Source organism: Mesorhizobium sp. M1252 (genome assembly GCF_040318265.1).
GTDB lineage: Bacteria > Pseudomonadota > Alphaproteobacteria > Rhizobiales > Rhizobiaceae > Mesorhizobium.
On sequence record NZ_JAMYLX010000010.1, the window covers coordinates 175,489 to 194,502 of the forward strand.

Genomic DNA, 19,014 nt, shown 5'->3' on the forward strand with positions numbered 1-19,014 from the left:
GTGACAAGGCGCTTGTTCCGAAAAAACGGGAGCATCGAAATACCCTGGGCAAGTCCGCGGAATCGCCCGACATTCCCACCCGGCCGATGGAACCTTTCCCAAGCTTGCCCGTTTCAGCCTGCGGCTGGCATTCCGGCCGCTAAAAAGAATACGGAGTGGGGCATGCGATTTGCAGCGGTGCTGAACCGGGACGGCGGCACCTTGCGGACCACCGATCTTTCAGCGCTAACCGACCGGATGCGCCAGACGCTCGAGGCGGCTGGTCACTCCATCGAGATCGACATCGTCGCCGGCAAGGAGATTGTCGCGGCGCTCGACAAGGTCGCCGCGCGGCGCGACTTCGACGTCGTGCTGGCCGGTGGCGGCGACGGCACCATTTCGGCCGCCGCGGGGCGGCTGATGAATGGCAAGAAGGCGCTGGCCGTCCTGCCTGCAGGAACAATGAACCTGTTCGCCCGCGGCCTTGGAATTCCGCAGACCATCGATGGCGCGCTGAAGTCCTTTGCCGACGGCGAGATCATGGCGGTTGATATCGCGAGCGCGAATGGCCGGCCGTTCGTGCATCAGTTCTCGATCGGCCTGCACGCCAGGATGGTGAAGCTGCGCGACAATATGGAATTCGCCTCGCGCCTGGGAAAGATTCGCGCTTCGGCCAAGGCCGCCTGGACTACGATCAACAATCCTCCCGCCATGAAGGTGACATTGACGGTCGGCGAAGCCGAGATCGTGACCCGCATCAGCGGCATCGGCATTTCCAACAATCTGTTTGGCGAAGGCCATCTGCCTTATGCCGACAATCCTGCCGGCGGCGTGCTCGGCATCTATGTCACCGTGGCGCGGCAGCGTGGCGAGCTGGTCAGGGCGCTCTTCGACATGGCTCGAGGCAGGTGGCGCGACAGCGATCATGTCGAAACTCATCAGGCCGACAAGGCAATCGTGAAGATCCATACAGGGAGCAAGAAATTCGGCGCCGTCATCGACGGCGAACTGGTCAAGCTGGAGCGCGAAACGACAATCCAGATCCACCCTGGCGCACTGAACGTCCTGGTTCCGGCGCAAGCCGCCCAGGCGAAGGCCGCCTGATGCGATTACGAGTGACGCGGAAAACCCTAGCCGCCCGACTGCCCCTCGCCGGCTGGCGCGCTCTGGTTGGCCGGCGCGCTCTGGCCGGTGGGCTGCCCCTGGCTTTCAGGGGTATCTGGATCGATCTTTTGGCCATAAATCTCGGCCGCTCCCCAAGCAATGAAAGCCAGGAGCAACGCGGCGACCAATATGCGCAGGCCGTGCCAACCCCAGCGCCCCTGACGGGCTTTGTTTTCAGGGGCGATCTTGGTCATTGGCGGCTTTCCTATCGCGCAACCGGGATGGTGGATAAAACCATCGCCAGCGAAACATGGTGGGGTAACGATTGCTTGCTACAAAAGTTCCGGCGCGCGACGACGGCCGCGCGAGATGCGCGCCGCCGCAGGTGGGGCCTGCAAGCGAGGGGGCTTGGTGGATAGCAAGGTGGCGAAGCAGGCTGGTTTGCCGGTTGAGGTCCGCCGCGCCGTGGCGGCGCCGGAGCGGCTTGCCGTACTGCATAGGCTTGACGCGATCGACACCGACTCCGATCCCGACTTCGATCGCATCACCGGCCTTGCCGCAGCCGTGATGCAGGCGCCGATCGCGCTCGTCACGCTGCTCGACACCGAACGACAGTGGTTCAAATCCTGTGTCGGCTTCAACGAGACCGAAACCGCGACCGACATATCGTTCTGCGCCCATACCATTGCCGCCGGCGACGAGCCCATGGTGGTGCCGGATGCCAGCATCGACCCTCGCTTCTCCCGCAACCCATTGGTCACCGGCGAACACCATGTCCGCTTTTATGTCGGAGCGCCGATGGTGGTCGCCGGCGCGCGCGTCGGTACGGTGTGCGTACTCGACCGGGAGCCGCATGAACTTCCGTCCGCTGCCGCGCTCGATCATTTGAAATCGCTGGCCAGCCTCGCCGCCAGCCTGTTTACCCTCAAGGACGCCACCCGCAGCGGCGCCATTGCCACGGCTGCTTTGGCGCAGGAGGAAAAGCGCCGAGCCATAGCGCTCGACGCCGCCTCGCTCGCCAGTTGGGCCTGGGATATCCGCACCGACATGATCGAATGCGACGTGCGTTTGTCGGAGCTGTTCAACCTGCCGCGTTCGAACCGGCTGCGGGCGCGCGACATTTTGGCCGCCATCGACCCGCGCGACGTCTACCAGACCGAGACGCGCTTTCGCGATGCCCTGACCGGCAGCGACGACTATTTCGGCGAATACCGGGTCAAAGGCTTCGATCCGCCGCGCTGGATAGTCACCCGCGGCCGCGTCATCGAGCGCGACGGCGAAGGCAAGCCGACGCTTATCTTTGGCGTCAACTACGACATCTCGGAACGCAAGCTCGGCGAGGACCGGCAAAGGCTGCTGCTGCGCGAGCTCAACCATCGGGTCAAGAACACGCTGGCAACGGTGCAGGCGCTGGCGACGCAGACCGTTCGCCACGCTCGCCGCCCAAGCGAATTCCTGGAAGCCTTCGGCGCCAGGCTGCAGGCGCTGGGCGCTGCCCATAACCTGCTGTCGGATCGCGAATGGCGCGGAATCGGTATTCGCGAACTGATGCAGATCGAGGTCAAGCCGTTCGATTCGGCAGAACGGCCGCGCATCGTGATCTCCGGTCCGGAGCTGCTGCTTTCGCCCGACCAGGCGGTGGGGCTCGGCCTGATCATGCACGAACTGGCCAGCAACGCGCTGCAATACGGATCGCTGTCGGTTGGCTCGGGGAAGGTCGATGTCGACTGGAAGGCGGCGGGCAAGAAAGGCGCGCGCCGCCTTGTGCTGACCTGGATCGAAAGCGGCGGGCCGAAAGTCGACCCGCCGGAACGCCAGGGCTTCGGCTCTATCCTGATCCGCCGCAGCCTCGCCAAGGTTTTATCGAGCGAGGTGACCCACGAATTCCGCAGCGAAGGCGTGTTCGCCGAAATATCGATGCCGCTTGAAGATCTGCCGGCCTAAAGCGCGTCACGCTGAAACGGATTCATACGACGCGCTTTAAGTCTTTGTTTTGATGCATGTCGTTGTCCCAGAACCGCGGCACACTTCTGGGCGACATGCATTAAAGCGATTCCAGAAGTGCAGAGCGATTTTCCCGGGAAAAGCGCATCAGCGCGACGCGCTTTAGTCGGCTTCGCTGTCTGGATCGCCCGGATCCGGTTTGACGTTCTCGCGGTAGATGGCATAGGCCGCGAGCGCGATCATCGGGCCGAGAATGACGCCCTTCCCGCCTTTCCCCTTGAGCAAGGCCGGCAGCACGGCAAGCGCCGCGGTGATACCGAGCGCCTTCAGGTCGGCATTGCGCCTTCGCACACGTCGGCGTGCACGCGTTCCAGCCGCAAGTTGATGAATTAGCACGATAAGCCCGGCCAGTACCAGGAAACCAGCGGCGAAGCCAAGACAGGCGGCCATCGAGCCATAACGGTCAGCCGCCCAGATGTAGGCCGCCCCCAGGAGAAACCCGAGGCCGCACAGGGCAGCCACGGCGGCGAGCCCGTAGACGATTGCCGCCGTGCGCGCGCGGCGCATGGCGGCAATGGCTTCACCCGAGGCCAAGGCCGAGATAAGCGGTGCCAGCATGCCCATCTCTGTCGAAACTAGCGCCGGGCAAGAAGCGCAAACAGGAAGCCGACGCCGGCCGCGATCGCCAGTGAAGTGACCGGCTTCTCGCGCACATTGGCCGTGATCTGGGCCTCAAGATCCTTGGCGTTGCCACGCAGGCTGTCGAAGACGGCTTCGCCCTGCGCGCGCAACTGGTCGACGCCTTCGGCAGCAGCGCGCCGCGCCGTGCCGTAACCATGTTCGCCGGTCTTGGCCAATTGCTTGGTCAACTTTTCGATATCCGCCTTCAACTGCCGAATGTCGGCTTCCAGGTCGGCGTTCGTCTGACTTTCGTTGGCGGTTTTTCCTGCGGCAGTTGCCATTCTAAACTCCTTGCGTTTGCTTGGCTTCAAACGCCCGACACACGTCATGGTTCCGAAATCGGAAACCGTATCCATGAAAGGGTGTTTGCAAGTGCGAGTCCAGCCCCAGATGGAGGCCTGCCTGTCAGATCAGCGGCCGACGGCCTTCGCTTAGGCCCTCCCAGCGCGCGAGATCCTTCAGCCCCTCCCCGTCGATCACTTCGCAACCGCCGTCGCGCCAGGCGATCAGCTTGCGATCGATGAGCTTGCGGATCGTCTTGTTGGTGTGGACCAGCGACAGGCCGAGCGTATCGGCGACATGCTGCTGGGTAATCGGGATTTGCACCGGCGCCTTGCCGTTGAGCCCGACTGCCGCCGCGCGGCTGGCGATGAAGGCTATGAGATAGGCGGTGCGCTCGACCGCCGTGCGCCGACCGACGCTGAGCAGGTTCTCGTCCAGCATGCGCTCCTCGCGCGACGCCAGCCAGGTAATGTCGTAAGCAAGGCCCGGATGGTTGCGGTAGAGCTCGTGCAGGTTTTCACGCTCGAAGACGCACAACAGCATGGGCGACAGCGCCTCGACCGAGTGCTGCATTTCGCCCATCAGGCTGCCCTGCAGCCCGATAAGATCGCCGGGCATGGAGTAGTTCAGGATCTGGCGCCTGCCGTCCGACAATAGTTTGTAGCGGAAGGCCCAGCCCGAAAGCACGGTGTAGAGATGAGCACTTTGGCTGCCTTCGACCAGCACTGTGGCGCCCTTGTCGACGGCCAGTTCGCCCTTCTTGAACATGCTGACATAGGCAAGCTCCTGCTTCTCGAATTCCCGGAACACCGGCAATGGCCGAAGCGGGCATATCTCGCATGGGTACTGACGGCTGGAAAACGAGCGACCGTTCTGGCCCGACATTTCGATCCCTCTTTCGAAAGTCTCTTGCCAGAGACTGAGTGCTACGCCTTTGCAAGGCCGCGGTTCCGCTGCCGATGGCATGTCTTTTTTAAATGACAGGATGGCAAATAGCGATCATGACTCGCTACACTCCATTGAGGCGAATTCGAAGCTCGCTTGTGGAGTAGAGCCGGTGGGCGAACTTTTCGGATTAAGGCCTGACCGATCCCCCCAAGGTCCGCGATGCGGTTGACTGGAGTCACTGTACCCGATGCTGCAAGAATTGAGGAGAGATTGCCAAGTGCCGCCATTGCTTGAGGGATTGCGAATTCTTGTCTTGGAGGATGAATTCCTGATCGCCATGGATGTCGAGCAGCTTTGCCGCGACCATGGCGCGAGCGACGTAGTGATTGCCCGCGCTCTGGCCGAGATCGATGAGCAGAAGGTCGTTGGCGAGTTCGACGCCGCTATCGTGGACCTCATGCTGGGCGGAACGTCCACACTCGATTTCGCCGCGCGGCTGCGCCAATCGGGCCTGCCGTTTGTCTTTGCCTCCGGCTATTCGGACCCCGATGAGATCAAAGGGTCCTTTCCCGGCATCCGCCTGGTCACCAAGCCTTATTCGGGGACCGATCTCGTCGAGGCTCTGGCGGCGGCCTGCGGCCGCGCGCCAGTCTGAGATATCTTCGATGCGTATGTGTAGAGAGCCCAGGCCCGCAAACGGGGCCTCCGCCGTCAGGCAGCGTTTGAACCCGTCACCTGGGACGAGATCGCGTCCGGCCCGTATTCGTCTTCGCCGGAGATTTTGAGGATCTCCTGCAACCGCGTGCGGGCCCGGCTGACCCGGCTCTTGATCGTTCCGACCGCACAGCCGCAGATTTCGGCGGCCTCTTCATAGGAAAAGCCTGAAGCGCCGATGAGGATGATGGCTTCGCGCTGGTCCTCGGGGAGTTGCTCGAGCGCGCCGCGGAAATCCTTGAGGTCAAGCTGGCCGTGCTGAGCCGGATGAACGGCAAGCCTGGCCGTCATGATGCCGTCGCTGTCCTGCACCTCGCGGCCGCGCTTGCGCATCTGGGAATAGAACTCGTTGCGCAGGATGGTGAACAGCCATGCCTTGAGATTGGTGCCGGGCTGAAAGCTCTCATGCTTGTCCCAAGCCTTGACCAGCGTCTCCTGCACCAGATCGTCGGCCTTGTCGGCATTCTGCGTCAGCGACACGGCAAAAGCCCGCAGGCTCGGGATCGAGCCGAGCAGGTCGGTCTTGAACCCTTGTGAGACAGCTGCCATGCCTCAGTCCTTCTTCTGTGCAGGTTCGGCCTTTTCCAATTGGCTGAGCAACTGGGCAAAGCGATCCGGCACATTGTCCGAGACCAGCTCGTCATAATATTGTTTGAGTTTGCGGCCGATTTCCGAATTCGCCCCGAGCGGGTCGCCGGAATTGGCCCGGCGCCTGTCAGCGGCGCCAGCCAGCGTTTCTTTATTCATGTCCTTCATTTCGCCCTTAAATCCAGCGCCCCGAGCCGCCCCATTACACAACGCAAAGCGGCCCCCTCGTCTGGTTGCCCATCGCACCACAAACGTCGCCCGTACGGTTTCGTTCCACAAGTCTCGGAACTTTTTCGCAAAACCCGCGTTTGGGTGTTGGGGCTTGCAATCAGCTTGACCTGCAATCTATGCAATCACGTCATCTGAGGGAGACGTCTACCATGAGCCTTTCCGCAACCATCGCTCCGCACCTGCCGTTCCTGCGCCGCTTTTCACGCGCCGTATCCGGATCGCAGGAGAGTGGCGATGCGCTGGTCGCCGCGATGCTCGAAGCCATCATCGCCGACGTCGACATCTTCCCGCAAGCGTCAAGCGACCGCATCGCGCTCTACAAGGTATTCGCCAAACTGTTCACCTCCATTGCCATCCGCGTTCCGCAGGAGCAGGCACAATCGGCATGGGAGCAGCGCGCCGCCGCCAATCTGAACGCCATTGCGCCACGGCCACGCCAGGCTTTCCTGCTGGTCGCGGTCGAAGGCTTCGGTGAAGACGAGGCAGCTGAAATTCTCGATGTCGACGCCAAGGAATTCTCCGAACTGCTTGCCCAGGCGAGCAACGAGATCTCTCGCCAGGTGGCGACCGATGTGCTGATCATCGAGGACGAGCCGCTGATCGCCATGGACATCGAGGAAATGGTCGAGAGCCTCGGCCACCACGTGGTCGGAACCGCGCGCACCCATACCGAGGCGGTGGCGATGTTCGGCAAGACAAGGCCGAAGATGGTGCTGGCCGACATTCAGCTTGCCGATGGCAGCTCGGGTATCGATGCGGTCAACGAAATCCTGTCGTCGACTTCGGTGCCGGTAATCTTCATCACCGCCTTCCCCGAACGTCTGCTGACCGGCGAGCGGCCTGAACCGGCCTTCCTCGTCACCAAGCCGTTCAATCCCGACATGGTCAAGGCGCTGATCAGCCAAGCGCTGTTCTTCGACCGGCAGGCCAAGGCCGCCGCGTGAAGTAGGGCCTTCAATCTCCAACTTTTCGCCGCCTCGCAGCGTTGCCGGCACTGGCGATCGCCTAGCCCGGCGATCGGCGGCTGCCCGTCGCTCCGTATGGGGCGCACGCGCGTGAATCAATTCGCATCCGGGCCACTTCCAAAGACCTTCTTTTTCGGCAAATGGTGGAACAAACAGCAATCACTCACGTTCTTGATTCAGTATCGGAAGGAGACAGATCATGCTCTACTGGGCGCTCGTATTTCTCGTCGTGGCGATCATCGCCGGCGCGCTTGGTTTCGGCGGCATCGCCGGTACCTCGGCCGGTATCGCGCAAATATTGTTCTTCATCTTTCTCGCCTTCCTCGTCATCTCGCTTCTGGCCGGCCTGTTCAGACGGGCATCGTAGGAGCGGGCGAACACTGGAAGCCGCACCCCTCAAACGGTTTCCAGCCACCGCCGGGCGATGTCCTCCAACGGGACATCGTCCGGCGGACCTTTTCTGGGGACCTACTCAGGAACTGAGTCCAAGTGAATCGTTCGGTCCTGATCAGGTGGACAGGTGATTGATGCGTTCCATTGGCGGAGGCGAGAGCGGACAGGGCGACGAGGTGATCGCACTGCACCCGGCTGAAAGCGGAATGCAGCTTGGCCGGGCCTTGCTTCACGCTCTGCACAATGCCGGCATTTCCGTCCTCTATCAGGATCGTGAATTGAAGACTGTATGGGCCCGCAACATGCGTGCGCCGTGGGTTTCCGACACAGCCGACAGCAACGGCGCGTTGCCACCGGCGCAAGCTGAGCAAATCGCCGCCGCCAAAAGCAATGTGATCGCTTCCGGCAATCCGGAACGCCTTGAACTGAGTGTTCCCACCGGTGATGGCATGCGCTGGTTCCAGGTATGGGTCGATGCCGATCGGGGCCATCGCGGCGACGTGCAGGGCGTCGTCACCACGATGGTGGAAACCACCGAGCAGAAACGCCGCGAACAGACGCTGAAGACGCTGTTGCGCGAAGTCAGCCACCGCTCCAAGAACCTGTTGGCCATCATCCAGAGTATTGCCACCCAGACCGGCCGCTATTCCGAGACACCCGACGATTTCCTGAAGCGCTTTCGCGGCCGCCTGCAGTCACTGGCTTCCTCCCAGGATCTGGTAACGTCGTCGAACTGGCGGGGTGCAGCACTTCGCGAGCTTATCCGCGGCCAGGTCGTTCGCTACGGCGCCGATCCCGCGCAGAGCCTGCGCTTCAATGGCGTCAACCCCTACCTCAATCCCAACGCCGCCATTCATATCGGACTGGCAATGCACGAACTCGCCGTCAATTCATTCAGCTACGGCGCCCTGGCGCGGCCGGACGGCTTTGTCGAGGTAACCGCCGATCTGTCGAACGTCGCAGAGGCCGCCGACAAGCCGGCTTTGTCGCTGACTTGGGTCGAGGCCATTGTCGCCAATGATAACAGACGCACCGAGAAACGCTTCGGCAGCGTTGCCCTCGAACGTGTCGTGCCGGCATCGCTGAACGGCACGGCGACGCTGGAGATCACCAGTGACCGCCTCGAATATCGCCTGGTGGTTCCGCACGGCAATTTCGAAACCGAATGAGCGGCGGGATTCCTTAACCGGCTGTTCACCATAAAATCCGATGCTGTGGTTCCCAGAGATTGCTGGATCTTGACCGATTCAACCGATGTTCGGCCGCGGCCTGCAACGCAAGTATGGGAGGAATGATCATGACGGTGGCCGATATGAACAGGCTGGAGCAGGCCGCGCGGGTCTCGATGAGCGGCTTTCAGGATCCTGATGCTTCAGCCTCGCCTTTGCAGCACGCCTGGCACCCCTTGCTTCGCTTCGCCGCTGTCGCGCTCGTCGCCGCTGTTGTGCTGATCGTGGCGTCGCAATTGGTCTGAGCCAGATGCTCAGGTTCACGCTGCTCCCAAGCAGCCTGGCTCAGAAACTGTCCAGCTCGTAGCCGACCAATTATTAACGCCCCTTTCGGCACAGGAACTTTGACGGCTGTGGACCGTTCTTATGGCGAGAGGACGTGTCGCCGTGGAACACATCGCCGCTTTGCTTCTGGTAATTGGCTGTTCGAACAACATGACCGAATGCCGTGAACTGCCGGTGCCGGTCAGTGTTTTCGAAACCGCCGAAGCATGCACGGCAGAACGTCCATTCGCTGCCGGCGACGTGCAGGGTCAGGCCGAGCACGTCGTTGCCAAATGTCTTACGGTCGACCCCGCGCTGGAGGATGATTACGACCAGATCGTCTGGAACGTGCGCCCGGACGGCACCCTCGACGCGTCTTTGCAGATTTCCAGTGTCGTGGTCGCGTCGAACGCCACGCGCCGCGAAAAAGACTCTCTTAGCCAACAATAAGATCGAGCGGGCAAAGGCTGCTGTTTCGTGCTAAATAGCGGCTGGAGCTTACTAAAGTGAGGACAAAAGTGAGGAGAGATTCCATGCGGAAATTGATTATTGCCATGGTTGCGGTGGTCGCCGTCAGCGGCTGCAGCACGACCGAGCAGGATGTCGGTGTCGGCGCCGGTGTCGGTGCTTTGGCCGGCGGACTGATCGGCGGCGGCAAGGGTGCGCTGATCGGCGCAGCCGTTGGCGCCGGTTCCGGCCTGCTGGTGCGCAACCTGCGCAACGGCTATTGCCAGTATCGCGACAATCGCGGCCGGCTCTACACCGCTCGCTGCTGATCCGCTTCAAAAGCGTCAGACAATCGCGACGGAGACCGGTCAGCCGGTCTCCGTTTGTTTGACTGCATCAGGCTGCGGGATCCTGATTTCCACCGTAAGCCCATCGATGCGAAAATCTCGGGCAATCGTGCCGCGCAATTCGCGCGTGACATTGAGGTCGATCAGCTTGGTGCCGAAGCCGGTCTTCGCCGGCGCTTCGAGTTCCTTCTGCCCGGCCTCGCGCCAGTTCAGAACCAGCATCCGCTCGGACCCGCGCCCCTCGAACGACCAGTCGACCTTGAGCGCACCCACGGAATTGCCGGCCTCGCCATATTTCAGCGCATTCGTCGCCAGTTCGTGAAAGGTCAGGCCAAGCGCCTGCGTCGTCCTCTCGTCGAGCAGCACCTGAGGCCCTGACAATATCCCTTCCGGAAGCTCCTTGCCGAACACCTGGCCGAGCTCGATGCGCAGCAGGTCGCCAAGATCGGCCTTCTGCCAGCGCGAACGCGTCAGCATATCCTGGGAAGCCGCCATTGCCTGCAGGCGGGCTGAGAAGGAAGTTGAGAACTCCTTCACGTCGGTTGCTTGCGCTGCCGTCTGGCGCGCAATCGCCAGCACCCGCGTGATCGAATTCTTGATCCGATGCTTCATCTCCTGCAGCATCAAATCCTTTTCGAGCAGGCTTTTTTCCGTCGTTTCATGCAGCAGCGACTTGGCGTCGTAGGCGCGCTCCTGGTAGCGCGCCACCAACGCGATGGCCCCGGCCAGAAGCAGGCCGAACAGCCCGAGCATGACCGGAATGGCGCGCGAGGACGGTTGCGAAAATGCACTTGTCGGCCGAAACAGCACCGTCCACGGCCGACCGGCGACGATGATCTTGCGCGTCACCAACAGCCTGTCGCCAAAGCTCGCAACCGGCGGCGTCTCCGACTGGAACAGAAGATTGTCGGCGTCGGCCGTGCCGTCATAGACCGCGGTGTTGACCGGCAGCAAAGGCGTGCGGCTGAGCGCGGTCTGGAACAGGTCGCGGGCGCGGAAGGCCGCGTAGAGAAGGCCTGATGTCGATGATCTGGACGCGTTGATACCATCCGGCGCGGTTTCGACATTGAGCCTGACGAAGACCAGGAAACCGGTAAAGGTCTGCGCCGCGCCCGTGTCCTGGCCGAGCTGGACCAGACCGCTTGCGTGCTGTGCGTCATCGGCCATCGCTTTTTCGATCGCCTCGCGCCGCACCGGCTCGGTGAACATGTCGTAGCCGATGGTGGATTCGTTGGCAGGGTCGAGCGGCTCGAACAGCACGACGGGCGTGCGCCATGGCTGTGTCGTGTCCGGATAGACCGTGTGGGCGGCGCCGCGGTCGCGCAACATGTCGCGCTCGACCGCCGCTTCGTCACCGGTCTTGGCCAGCCTGAGATAGCCGATGCCGCGCAGGCCGGCGAAATTGTTGTCGACATCGAGGGCGCTGAAGAAGGCCTTGAATTCGCTACCTGAAATCTCGCCATTGCGGGCGTCGAACAGCGCCTGCGTCGAGCGCAGCAGTGACAGATGCAGATCGATACGGCTTTCGATGCGGTTGAGCGCGTCGTCGGCCGTCGCCTCGAACTTGATGCGCGCCGCTTCCTGGGTCGCGAAATAGGCGAAGCCCGCCATCGTCAGGCTGATCAGTGCAACGGCAATGAAGGCAAGGATCGGGAAAAACTTCTTCAACGCAGGCCCATGGACGGTTCGGGACCTTTATGGGCAAGTCGCCGCGGCAAGACAATGGCGCGGCCAAGCCATAATGACAGCTGGCATATCATGCATATTTAGCCGGCTTATCGATCTCGAGCATCAGTGAACATGACAGCTGACGATAGCGTGGTCTCAGGCCGCGATCTTCAGCGCACCCGGACCGGGAATGGCGCCGGGCGGGCACTTTCCCAGGATGATCATGCCGAGCACTTCGTCCTGGGTCACATCGGCGGTGAGTGCGGTGCCGACGACCTGGCCGTTCTTCATCACGCAGACCCGGTCGGCCAGCTCGAACACGTCGTGAATGTCGTGGCTGATCAGGAAAATGCCGATGCCGTCGGCCTTGAGCTGCTTGACCAGTTCGCCGACCTGCGCCGTCTCCTGCGGCCCGAGCGCCGCCGTCGGTTCGTCCATGATCAGGATGCGGGCGTTGAACAGGATGGCGCGTGCGATCGCCACCGACTGGCGCTGGCCGCCCGACAGCTTGATTACCGGCTCCTTGAAGCGCTGGAAGCGCGGATTGAGCCGGCCCATCACCTTGCGCGCCTCGGCCTCCATGGCGACATCGTCGAGTGTCCCCCACGCGGTCATCAGTTCGCGGCCGAGGAAGAGGTTGGCGGCAGCGTCGACATTGTCGGCCAGCGCAAGCGTCTGGTAGATCGTTTCGATGCCGTATTTCTTGGCGTCGCGCGGATTGGAGATCGAGGCCTCCTGGCCGTTGACCAAGATCTGGCCGGCATCGCGCTTGTAGGCGCCCGACAGGATCTTGATCAGCGTCGACTTACCGGCGCCGTTGTGGCCAAGCAGCGCCACCACTTCGCCCGGGAAAAGATCGATGGACGCATCGTCGACGGCGCGAATGCCACCGAACGCGATCGAGATGTTGCGCATGTCGATCAGTGGCGTACCGGTGGGAGCAGTTTTTTCCATAATCGTTCCTCCCTAGACGCGCTTGCGGTAGACGGTGTCGAGCCAGACGGCGATGACCAGGACAGCGCCAACGACAATGCTCTGCAGCGGCGAGTCGATGCCGAGCAGCACCATGCCGGATTGCAGCGACTGCATCAGAAGCGCGCCGAGCATGGCGCCCATCACCGTTCCGGCGCCGCCCGCGAGCGACGTGCCGCCGATGACAGCGGCCGCGATCACCAAAAGCTCGTCCAGCGTGCCCAGCGCATTGGTCGACGCATTGAGACGGGCCGACGAGATCGCCGCGCTGATTGTAGCCAGCACACCCATGATCATGAACACCTTCATGGTCACCCAGCGCGTGTTGATGCCGGCGAGTTCCGCTGCCTCCGGATTGCCGCCGATGGCGAAGACATAGCGGCCGAAACGCGTGCGCTTGGTGATAAACGTCATGATGATGCCGACAGTCACCGCCATCAGCACCGGTATGGCGATGCCATGCGCGATGAACAGCCCGCCTTCGGGAACGGTGATGCCGTTCTGCTGTGCGTACTGGCGCACGATGCCGATCGGCCATGGATAGGAATTGGCGATCCACACGGCGCCGAGGATGGCCGCGCAAGCGACCACGCCAAGCAGGGTCTCGGCCCAGACGGGGCGCAGTGGAAAGCTGAAGCGCTTGCGCTGCGAGCGACCGTTGAGCAGCGCGAAGGCGACCGCCGCGCAGGCGACGATGCCGACGATCCAGCTGGCAGCGGCGCCAATCGAGCCGCGTGGTCCGCCGCCCATCAGCTGGAAGGTGGCGTCGAGTGGCGCGACCGTGCGCCCGCTGGTGATGAGCCATGCCATGCCACGCCAGACCAGCAGGCCACCAAGCGTCACGATGAAGGCCGGAACCTGCATATAGGCGATGATGAAGCCCTGGAACGCGCCGATCAGCAGACCAAGCACCACGCCGGCGGCAAGCGCGACGACCCAGAGCCAGGGGTTTCCAAGCTGGAGGCCGATGATGCGAATCAGGAATTCGGCCTGTGCCACGCCCATGATCATGCCGATCACGCCTTCGACGGAGCCCACCGAAAGGTCAATGTTGCGCATGACGATGACCAGTACCATGCCGGTCGCCATGATCGCGACCGAGGACGTCTGCACCGACAGGTTCCAAAGATTGCGCGGCGTCAGGAAAAGCCCACCCGACAGGATATGTATGCCGACCCAGATGACCAGCAGCGCGCCGACCATGCCGAGCATGCGCGTGTCGAGCTCGGTCGCTTTCAGGAACCGGGCGGCCGCGCCGAGTTCAGACGCTCGTGCCGTATCGGCCTGCGGATTTGAGGTCGTGTCGGTCATGATGTCCTCCAGCGGCTTGCCGTCTGGCGCGGATGCCGGACCACAGCCTAGAAGTTTGCCGCCGATGGCGGAAACACACAATTCTCGTAGAGAAAACGCCGCGGCTTGACCGCCGCGGCGCCTCATTTCTTCAAGTCGTCGAGATCAGTTGCAAGCCGCGACGCTGCCGGCGGCGACGCCCGTGCAGACTTCGTCCTTCTTGATCCAGCCGGCGTCGATGACGACGTTGAGGTTGTCCTTGGTGATCGCGACGGGGGTCAGGAACAGCGACTTGACGGTGTTGCCGCCAGGCGTGGTGAAGTCCTTGGCGCCGGCAATGTCGCCGGTCTTCTTGCCATCGGCAAGCTGCGAGGCGATCTCGGCGGCGTTCTTGCCGAGTTCGCGTGCGTCCTTCCACACCGACACCGTCTGCGTGCCGAGCGCGATGCGGTTCAGAGCGGCATGGTCGCCGTCCTGGCCCGAGACCGGAACCGTTCCGGCAAGGCCCTGCGCCGTCAGCGCGGCGACAACGCCGCCGGCTGTGCCGTCATTGGCCGCAACCACGGCATCGACCTTGTTGTCATTGGCGGTCAGGAACTGTTCCATGTTCTTCTGGGCATTGGCCGGCAGCCAGCCATCGGTATAGGCCTCGCCGACATTCTTGATCTTGCCCGAGTCGATGGCTTCCTTGAGCACTTCCATCGAGCCCGAGAACAGGAAATCGGCATTCGGATCCGAGCCAGAGCCCTTGATAAAGACATAGTTGCCCTCGGGCTTCGCCTTGAACACTTCGCGGGCCTGCATGCGGCCGACTTCTTTGTTGTCGAAGGTCAGGTAGAAGACGTCCTTGTTCTCGATCAGGCGGTCATAGCCGACGACCGGAATGCCTTCGTCCAGCGCCTTCTGCACCGCCGGGCCGATGGCCGACGCGTCCTGCGCCAGGACGATCAGCGCGTTGGCGCCTTGTGAGATCAGGCTTTCGACGTCGGTCAGCTGCTTGCCGGGATTGGACTGCGCGTCGGCGGAAATGTACTTGTCGCCGGCGGCTTCGATCGCCGTCTTCATCGCCGCCTCGTCCGTCTTCCAGCGCTCTTCCTGGAAGTTCGACCAGGAGACGCCGATGACCTTGTCCTTCGCCTGCGCGACCGAGACCAGCGTCAGCGACATGGCGGCGCCCGCCAGCATGGCGGCTGCAAATCTGTTCATGATAAACCCTCCCTGCGCCGCGCGCGGCGCGACAAAACTGGCCCGAGGGCCGGCACACAGAGGCTCCATTTTTTCGAGCCTCGAAAAAATACTGGTTCAATGATAAGGCACTGTCAACATCGATTCTGATGGATTCTGATGGCGTTGCCGAATTTTTTCGAGCTCCGCAATAAACAATGACAGGGCTGCCGGCGTCTGCCAATATTTGGCTGGTGCCGTCGAACGCCTTCACTATCATGAGGCGCGAGGAGGCCGGGAGGAAAACAAATGTCGGTTGGGATCCGCCACGACGATCTGCGCCGTCGCAACCGGGCGATGGTGATTTCGGCCGTGCGCCGGGCCGGCCAGCCGTCGCGGACCGAGATTGCGGCGACCACCGGCCTCAGCCATTCGACGATATCGGCAATCTCGTCTGATCTAATTCAAGAAGGCATCCTGATTGAAGGCAAGCCTGGCGAGACCGGCTCGCTGAAACGCGGCCGGCCGCAGGTCGGCCTTGGCCTCAACCCGGAAGCGGCGGCGGTCATGACCGTGGTGCTGTCGCTGAACTTCCTCTCCGTCACCGTCATCGACTATGCCGGCCAGGTGGTCGCGGAAGAACAGCGCCGGCTCGACACGCTGACCATGCCGCGCGACGAGCTGATCGGCGAATGCGTAGCAATCGTCGGGCGGCGTCTCGCGGACCCGGACCTCGATGTCCAGAGCATCGCCCGCATTGCCATGGGCATCCAGGGCATCACCGATTCGCAGGCGCGGGCCATGCTGTGGTCGCCAATCACGCCACTGACCGACATTGCCTTCGCCGACATGTTGGAAGCGGAATTCGGCATTCCTGCCACCATGGAGAACGACTGCAATATGATGGCGGTGGCCCTGCAATGGCGCCAGCCCGAGCGCTACCGCGACAATTTCATCGCGATCCTCTTGTCGCACGGCATCGGCATGGGGCTGGTGCTGAAAGGCGAACTGTTCACCGGCACCCATTCCTCGGGCGGCGAGTTCGGCCACATGATCCACCGTCCGGGCGGCGCGCTCTGCCGCTGCGGGCGGCGCGGCTGCGTGGAAGCCTATGCCGGAAACTACGCCATCTGGCGCAGCGCCAAAATGATGGGCGAGGATGCCGAGCCGGTCGATATCGGCGACGCTGATATGCGGGCGCTGGCCGCTCGTGCGCGAGAGACGGACGGACCGGAGCGCGAAGCCTATCGCAGGGCCGGTGAGGCGCTCGGCTTCGGCCTCGGCAGCCTGTTTGCGCTGATCGACCCGGCCCCCGTCGCCATGGTCGGCGTCAGCGCCGCCGCGTTCGACCTGATCGAACCGGCATTGCGCGAAGCGATCGCCCAGACCGCCGGCGGCCAGCACTCGAAGTCGATCTCCTTCGACACCGAGCCCAACGAGCTGCCGCTGATCCGCGAAGGCTGTGCCACGCGCGCGCTCGGCTTCGTCGACCAGGAGATTTTTGCGCCGGGTATTCAGCCCAAATCCGGCAAGCATGTCGCGTGAATGGCCGGCAACGGCGCGACGCGCAGGATCCTAGTCTTCCCTGATCGCGTAGCCGGCGCCGCGAATGGTACGGATGACATCCGGCATGCGGCCGTTGTTGACGGCCTTGCGCAGCCGCCCGACATGCACGTCGACGGTTCGCTCGTCTATATAGATCGTCTCGCCCCAGACATTGTCGAGCAGTTGGCTGCGCGAGAACACGCGGCCGGGATGGCGCATCATGAATTCGAGCAGCCGGAACTCGGTCGGTCCGAGCCTGATCTCGCTCTTCTTGCGGTAGACACGGTGCGACTCGCGGTCGAGCACGATGTCGCCGACCTTGAGCACGCTGGACAGCACTTCCGGCTTGGCCCGGCGCAGCAGCGCCTTCACGCGCGCCATGAACTCCGGCGTCGAGAATGGCTTGACCAGATAGTCGTCGGCGCCGGTGGACAGGCCGCGCACGCGATCGCTTTCCTCACCGCGCGCGGTCAGCATGATGATCGGCAGCCGCTCGGTTTCGGGCCGCACTCTAAGCCGCCGGCAGAGCTCGATGCCGGAAACAGCGGGCACCATCCAGTCGAGCACCAGGAGATCGGGCACGTTTTCCTGCAGGCGGATCTCGGCCTCGTCGCCGCGTGTCACCACCTCGACTTGATAGCCTTCGGATTCGAGGTTGTAGCGGAGGAGCACGCCTAGCGGCTCCTCGTCCTCCACGACCATGATGCGTGGCGCGATCATAGGCAGTTCACCCTCATCAGGCCGGCGTGGCCATCGCCGTCTCGTCCTGCTTCGGACGATTGGCGGGCAATTGCTGGCCGGTCAGCACATAATACGCATTTTCGGCGATGTTGGTGACATGATCGCCGATGCGCTCAAGATTCTTGGCGCAGAACAAGAGATGCGTGCAGGCGGTGATGTTGCGAGGGTCTTCCATCATGTAGGTCAAGAGCTCACGAAACACGGACGTGTATTTGACGTCGATGCGCTCGTCGTCATTCCTGAGTTTTGCAAGAGCTGCCGCATCGGTGGCGGCATATTCCTCGACGACGCCTTGCACCTGGATCAGCACCAGCTGCGCCATGGCATCGATGGAGTGCGAGAGGTCGCGCGGCGTGACGCTCAAGCCCACGGTGCCGACGCGTTTGGCGATGTTCTTGGCGAGATCGCCGATGCGCTCGAGGTCGCCGGCCATGCGGATCGAGCCGACCACGGCGCGCAGATCGTTGGCCATCGGCTGGCGCTTGGCGATCAGCGTGATGGCGCGGTCGTCCAGTTCGCGCTGGCGCGCATCCATGATGGCGTCGTCGGAAACGACACGCTGTGCCAGCGCATTGTCCGAATTGAGCAGCGCCCTGGTCGAGCCGCTGACCATCGAGCCTGCCAGATCGCCCATGTCGCGGATCAGCTTGCTGATCTGCCCGAGCTCTTCATCGAAGGAGGCGACGGTATGTTCACCCATGATCTTGGTCCTCGTGCCTGAAAATTCACCCGCCGGACGGCTCAGCCGAAGCGGCCGGTAATGTAGTCCTGGGTGCGCTTGTCGTCGGGGTTGGTGAACATCTTGTCGGTGGCGCCCTCCTCGACGAGATAGCCGAGATGGAACATCGCCGTGCGCTGCGACACGCGCGCCGCCTGCTGCATCGAGTGGGTGACGATGACGATCGTGTAGTTCTGGCGCAGTTCGTCGATCAGCTCCTCGACACGGGCGGTGGCGATCGGATCGAGCGCCGAGCAGGGCTCGTCCATCAGGATCACCTCCGGCGACACGGCGATGGCGCGCGCGATGCACAGGCGCTGCTGCTGGCCGCCGGACAGGCCGGTGCCGGGCTCCTGCAGGCGGTCCTTGACCTCGTTCCAGATCGCAGCCTTCTTCAGGCTCTGCTCGACGATCTGGTCCATGTCGGACTTGCGCTTGGCCAGCCCATGGATGCGCGGGCCGTAGGCGACGTTCTCGTAGATGGACTTCGGGAACGGGTTGGGTTTCTGGAACACCATGCCGACGCGTGCGCGCAGTTCGACGACATCGATGTTCTTGTCGTAGATGTCGTCTTCATCGAGCGTGATCTTGCCGGTCACCCGCGCCGAATCGATGGTGTCGTTCATGCGGTTGAGGCAGCGCAGGAAGGTCGACTTGCCGCAGCCGGACGGGCCGATCAGCGCCGTCACCTGGTTCTGGCGGACGTCGAGATTGACGTCGAACAACGCCTGCTTCTCGCCATAGAACACGCCGACCTTGTCGCCGCGCATCTTGATGACTTCGTTCGACTTGGCGTTCATTTTGTCGCCCACTGCATTCTCAAGGGACTGTTCGGTCATGATGTTCATACCAAATTGCCT

The 19,014-nt window shown here is 62.5% G+C and carries 23 protein-coding genes; 10 read left to right on the forward strand and 13 right to left on the reverse strand.

The genetic code is table 11. The annotated features are described in order from the left end of the window. Positions 1–162 precede the first annotated feature (162 nt). The gene (locus NKH22_RS21010; protein ID WP_023701350.1) at positions 163–1,083 is read left to right on the forward strand and encodes a diacylglycerol/lipid kinase family protein; all 921 of its coding nucleotides are present in this window, start codon (positions 163–165) and stop codon (positions 1,081–1,083) included. Between the two features lie 26 nt (positions 1,084–1,109). Here the strand turns inward: NKH22_RS21010 and NKH22_RS21015 are convergent, their stop codons facing one another. Continuing rightward, positions 1,110–1,337, reverse strand: coding sequence for a hypothetical protein (locus NKH22_RS21015; protein ID WP_023683960.1), 228 nt, complete (start codon positions 1,335–1,337; stop codon positions 1,110–1,112). A 115-nt stretch (positions 1,338–1,452) separates the two neighbouring features. Here NKH22_RS21015 and NKH22_RS21020 point away from each other — a divergent pair, with 115 nt between their 5' ends. Continuing rightward, positions 1,453–3,027: a sensor histidine kinase gene (locus tag NKH22_RS21020; protein ID WP_502908585.1), complete on the forward strand. Its 1,575-nt coding sequence runs from the start codon at positions 1,453–1,455 to the stop codon at positions 3,025–3,027. Positions 3,028–3,189: 162 nt separating this feature from the next. Here NKH22_RS21020 and NKH22_RS21025 read toward each other — a convergent pair whose 3' ends face one another. The 3 genes from NKH22_RS21025 to NKH22_RS21035 form a co-directional block, all read right to left on the reverse strand. Beyond that, complete coding sequence (locus tag NKH22_RS21025; RefSeq protein ID WP_023754150.1) at positions 3,190–3,651, reverse strand: hypothetical protein; 462 nt, start codon at positions 3,649–3,651, stop codon at positions 3,190–3,192. Positions 3,652–3,662: 11 nt separating this feature from the next. Continuing rightward, entirely contained in the window at positions 3,663–3,989 is a 327-nt protein-coding gene (locus tag NKH22_RS21030) for an ElaB/YgaM/YqjD family protein (RefSeq protein WP_023670092.1), read from the reverse strand. A 124-nt stretch (positions 3,990–4,113) separates the two neighbouring features. After that, a complete protein-coding gene (locus tag NKH22_RS21035) occupies positions 4,114–4,875 on the reverse strand; it encodes a Crp/Fnr family transcriptional regulator (protein ID WP_023670093.1) in 762 nt (253 codons plus the stop codon). A gap of 280 nt (positions 4,876–5,155) precedes the next feature. On the opposite strand from NKH22_RS21035, the gene NKH22_RS21040 reads away from it, so the two are divergent. Beyond that, complete coding sequence (locus NKH22_RS21040) at positions 5,156–5,533, forward strand: response regulator (RefSeq protein ID WP_023693686.1); 378 nt, start codon at positions 5,156–5,158, stop codon at positions 5,531–5,533. A gap of 56 nt (positions 5,534–5,589) precedes the next feature. On the opposite strand, the gene NKH22_RS21045 is transcribed toward NKH22_RS21040, so the two are convergent. Together NKH22_RS21045 and NKH22_RS21050 are read right to left on the reverse strand one after the other, a co-directional pair. Further along, a complete protein-coding gene (locus NKH22_RS21045) occupies positions 5,590–6,141 on the reverse strand; it encodes a sigma-70 family RNA polymerase sigma factor (RefSeq protein ID WP_023670095.1) in 552 nt (183 codons plus the stop codon). A 3-nt stretch (positions 6,142–6,144) separates the two neighbouring features. Next, positions 6,145–6,348, reverse strand: a complete 204-nt coding sequence (locus NKH22_RS21050) for a NepR family anti-sigma factor (protein ID WP_023670096.1) — start codon at positions 6,346–6,348, stop codon at positions 6,145–6,147. 212 nt (positions 6,349–6,560) lie between these two features. Here NKH22_RS21050 and NKH22_RS21055 point away from each other — a divergent pair, with 212 nt between their 5' ends. The 6 genes from NKH22_RS21055 to NKH22_RS21080 all read left to right on the forward strand — a co-directional run bounded on the left by NKH22_RS21055 (position 6,561) and on the right by NKH22_RS21080 (position 10,038). Continuing rightward, positions 6,561–7,355, forward strand: coding sequence for a response regulator (locus NKH22_RS21055; protein ID WP_023670097.1), 795 nt, complete (start codon positions 6,561–6,563; stop codon positions 7,353–7,355). 220 nt (positions 7,356–7,575) lie between these two features. Continuing rightward, complete coding sequence (locus tag NKH22_RS21060; RefSeq protein WP_023670098.1) at positions 7,576–7,743, forward strand: DUF1328 domain-containing protein; 168 nt, start codon at positions 7,576–7,578, stop codon at positions 7,741–7,743. A gap of 160 nt (positions 7,744–7,903) precedes the next feature. Further along, complete coding sequence (locus NKH22_RS21065) at positions 7,904–8,938, forward strand: sensor histidine kinase (RefSeq protein WP_023670099.1); 1,035 nt, start codon at positions 7,904–7,906, stop codon at positions 8,936–8,938. 128 nt (positions 8,939–9,066) lie between these two features. Next, on the forward strand, positions 9,067–9,243 hold the full coding sequence (locus NKH22_RS21070) for a hypothetical protein (protein WP_023693685.1): 177 nt from the start codon (positions 9,067–9,069) through the stop codon (positions 9,241–9,243). 142 nt (positions 9,244–9,385) lie between these two features. Next, positions 9,386–9,712 carry a hypothetical protein gene (locus tag NKH22_RS21075; RefSeq protein WP_023670101.1) on the forward strand — a complete coding sequence of 109 codons (327 nt, stop codon included), beginning with the start codon at positions 9,386–9,388 and terminating at the stop codon, positions 9,710–9,712. A gap of 83 nt (positions 9,713–9,795) precedes the next feature. Beyond that, positions 9,796–10,038: a YMGG-like glycine zipper-containing protein gene (locus NKH22_RS21080; RefSeq protein WP_023670102.1), complete on the forward strand. Its 243-nt coding sequence runs from the start codon at positions 9,796–9,798 to the stop codon at positions 10,036–10,038. 39 nt (positions 10,039–10,077) lie between these two features. Here NKH22_RS21080 and NKH22_RS21085 read toward each other — a convergent pair whose 3' ends face one another. The 4 genes from NKH22_RS21085 to xylF form a co-directional block, all read right to left on the reverse strand. Beyond that, positions 10,078–11,724: a CHASE domain-containing protein gene (locus tag NKH22_RS21085; protein ID WP_023670103.1), complete on the reverse strand. Its 1,647-nt coding sequence runs from the start codon at positions 11,722–11,724 to the stop codon at positions 10,078–10,080. Positions 11,725–11,880: 156 nt separating this feature from the next. Continuing rightward, positions 11,881–12,678, reverse strand: a complete 798-nt coding sequence (locus tag NKH22_RS21090; RefSeq protein ID WP_023822585.1) for an ATP-binding cassette domain-containing protein — start codon at positions 12,676–12,678, stop codon at positions 11,881–11,883. A 12-nt stretch (positions 12,679–12,690) separates the two neighbouring features. Further along, positions 12,691–14,007: a sugar ABC transporter permease gene (locus NKH22_RS21095; protein ID WP_023730793.1), complete on the reverse strand. Its 1,317-nt coding sequence runs from the start codon at positions 14,005–14,007 to the stop codon at positions 12,691–12,693. A 144-nt stretch (positions 14,008–14,151) separates the two neighbouring features. Beyond that, on the reverse strand, positions 14,152–15,192 hold the full coding sequence (gene xylF, locus NKH22_RS21100) for a D-xylose ABC transporter substrate-binding protein (protein WP_023822587.1): 1,041 nt from the start codon (positions 15,190–15,192) through the stop codon (positions 14,152–14,154). A gap of 267 nt (positions 15,193–15,459) precedes the next feature. Here xylF and NKH22_RS21105 point away from each other — a divergent pair, with 267 nt between their 5' ends. Beyond that, positions 15,460–16,695: an ROK family protein gene (locus NKH22_RS21105; protein ID WP_023807897.1), complete on the forward strand. Its 1,236-nt coding sequence runs from the start codon at positions 15,460–15,462 to the stop codon at positions 16,693–16,695. Positions 16,696–16,725: 30 nt separating this feature from the next. Here NKH22_RS21105 and phoB read toward each other — a convergent pair whose 3' ends face one another. The 3 genes from phoB to pstB are packed head-to-tail and all read right to left on the reverse strand — an operon-like array spanning position 16,726 to position 19,002. Beyond that, complete coding sequence (gene phoB, locus NKH22_RS21110) at positions 16,726–17,415, reverse strand: phosphate regulon transcriptional regulator PhoB (RefSeq protein WP_023822590.1); 690 nt, start codon at positions 17,413–17,415, stop codon at positions 16,726–16,728. 16 nt (positions 17,416–17,431) lie between these two features. Beyond that, positions 17,432–18,136, reverse strand: coding sequence for a phosphate signaling complex protein PhoU (phoU, locus tag NKH22_RS21115; protein ID WP_023670109.1), 705 nt, complete (start codon positions 18,134–18,136; stop codon positions 17,432–17,434). A gap of 41 nt (positions 18,137–18,177) precedes the next feature. Beyond that, positions 18,178–19,002 (reverse strand): phosphate ABC transporter ATP-binding protein PstB, encoded by an 825-nt coding sequence (pstB, locus tag NKH22_RS21120; RefSeq protein ID WP_023670110.1) that lies wholly within the window; start codon positions 19,000–19,002, stop codon positions 18,178–18,180. Between the last annotated feature and the right edge of the window lie 12 nt (positions 19,003–19,014).